Below are 2763 nucleotides of genomic sequence, written 5' to 3'. Positions count from 1 at the left end.
GAAATAATCAAGAATTTCACAAAAAAAATCTCTTCTCTTAGAAAAAACTTGCATTCAATCTTTAAAATTGTAATTTAAAGATTTGTGAAAAAAAAACATCACATAGTTTGGAAAATAATATTTCTTCCTCTTATACTTTTTTATTTTTTCCTCTTCATTGTTGAAGCCAACATCTCCAATAAGATTCTTTGGAAGGGATATCTTCTAAAAGAAAATGGTGAAAAGGTCTTCATTGAAAAGGTAAGAAAAAACGGGAAAGTTATTAAAATCTTCCGTGATTCATCCGGCAAAATAATAAACGGCAATATAATATCCCCTCCATCATCAAATAAAGACAAAATAACAAAAGGATTAAAAAAAATAATTTCTTCAAAGAACAGTAACGATTTTGTGCGTGTCATAATTTTTCTAAAACAAATGCCTCTACATTCAATAGTCAGCAATGTTGAAAAGAAGTATGAGCCCCAAATCATTCAGTCAACAACATCAACTTCAAAACAGTCTCAAAACATTCAGGCCAAATCTTTTGACAATATCATTGGACTTGACATAATCTCTACAAAAAAGCGGAGAGATATCTTTAATGAAATAAAAAAAATTGCACTAAAAGACATCTCTACAATTGAAGATTTTCTTCATCAAAATGGAGGCATACCTAAAAAACGTCTGCTCTCCTTAAATGCTGTTGCAGCTGTAGTCCCGCTATCTCTTATAGATAGTCTGGTTGAACTGCCCTTAGTTTCAAAAGTAGATGAAGACCGCCTTATGAGTGGTGGCTTGTATGTTAGTGTGCCTGCTATAGGCTCATCCGTTTTTTGGAATAATGGTTATACAGGAGGTATTTGGGATGTTGCCATCCTCGATTCAGGAATAGATGAAACAAATCCTGCATTATCAGGGCATAGCTTTGAAAATCATATTGACCTCGATTTGGGAGCCTCATCTTCATATTTCAACGACGATGCATATTCTTCAAATGACCTTCATGGCCACGGCACAGCAGTATGCGGAGTAGTGGCTAGCCTTGGAAGTGGAAGTTTCCCGGGCAATCTTGGAGTATCCTATGGAATTGATACTATTTTAAACCTAAAAAGCGGATTTCTTGGAACAGATGGCAATGTGTGGATGTATTGGAGTGATGCAATCGACTCAGTTGACTGGGCTCTATTCTCAGCAAATGAACCAGCAGATATATTTAATCACAGCTATGGTTCCTCGACTTCCGATGACGATTCCACCCTTGCCCGCTTTTGGGATTCTGTTGTTGATGACATTGGCGCAATTGTAACAATCTGTGCGGGAAATAGCGGCACGGGATTAAATAAAATTTGGGAGCCATCGATTGCATACAATGTCATTTGTACTGCAGCTATAAATGACAACGGTACACTCACTAGGACAGACGATTCTATAGCATCATTTTCAAGCAGGGGACCAACAGCCGGAGGCAGAAAAAAACCTGACCTTGCCGCTCCCGGCTATGCAATCTATACTACAAATCATAATTGGGAAACAGAAGGTGACTACCGAAATGCATATGGAACAAGCTTCGCTTCTCCACATATTGCAGGCGCCTGCGCGCTTCTAATGAACGCGGGGATTACAAGCCCGAAAGCAATAAAAGCTATTTTAATCAATACCGCTGAAGATAAAGGTATACCTGGATGGGACAACGAATATGGATGGGGTTATATAGACCTCAACAAAGCATGGCTTGAAAGAAACAATTATTTCATTTCATATCTTGAACCTGCTGGAAGTTCTAAATCATTCAGATTTTATAAGGGGCAAATGGCAAACGGAAATAAGGCAACTCTTGTATGGCACAGACATCAGTTCTATAATCCCGGGGGAAACTATCCTGTTTGGTATTATGGTCCAAATGACCTTGACCTTGAAATGTATAAGGAAAATGACAACACTCTGCTAGCAAATTCTGTATCAGGCATAGACAATGTGGAACAAATCGTTTCAACAGGTAATAATTATGCTGTAATCAAAGTATTTACGCCTGATACATCATTCAGCGCTGTTTCAACTGAGGAATTTGCAATTGCATTGCCTGCAGGATTTTCAGAAGCTTATATAACACCGACGATTTCTGTTTCAGTACCTGCCGAAGTAATGCCCGGTGAAATTTTCAATGTATCTGCAGTGATAACAAATAGTGGAAATGTCTCAACCCATTACTGCTATGCCGTACTTACACTGCCTTCAGGATTTACAATTATCAATGGCACAAACGCTCAAACTCTTGGTTCAATCTTCCCTAATGAATCTAAAAATCGAAACTGGAGCGTCAAGGCAGGTGATACATCAGGCAGTTATAATATAACCGTTGATTTTCAAAGCACTTCATATGGAGAATTACTAACGGCATCAACATCGTCTCCTATTACCATCAGTGAAATCCCGACGGAAATAAAGCTTTCTTCCTTCTCAGCTAAACAAAAGAGAAAAAAGGTTCATATTGTGTGGCAAACAGCTTCTGAAACAAATAACATTGGATTTAATATTTGGCGCCGTGAAGATGGAGCGTCAGATTACACAAAAATCAATGAAAAACTCATCAAATCCAAAAAGAGGGCAATAGGTGGAGCCAAATATCATTTCAATGACAAAGGAGTTAAAAAAGGGAAGACATACTTTTACAGATTAGAAGACATAGAAAAAAACTTAAAGAGCAATTTCCATAAAGATTGTAAGATTACTATAAAGCCAAAACCTTTTAAAAAAATTATGAAAAAAAGGAAGAAGTAATTT

General features: G+C 37.3%; 1 protein-coding gene. It reads left to right on the top strand.

Annotation, left to right across the window (positions count from 1 at the left end; all coding sequences use genetic code 11):
• Positions 1-84: 84 nt before the first annotated feature.
• The gene (locus D6734_12365) at positions 85-2760 is read left to right on the top strand and encodes a hypothetical protein (protein ID RMF92392.1); all 2676 of its coding nucleotides are present in this window, start codon (positions 85-87) and stop codon (positions 2758-2760) included.
• Positions 2761-2763 lie beyond the last annotated feature (3 nt).

It is taken from the genome of Candidatus Schekmanbacteria bacterium (assembly GCA_003695725.1).
Lineage (GTDB): Bacteria > Schekmanbacteria > GWA2-38-11 > GWA2-38-11 > J061 > J061.
The sequence above is the reverse complement of the archived record's forward strand: the minus strand, read 5'-3'. Positions and strand labels throughout refer to the sequence as shown.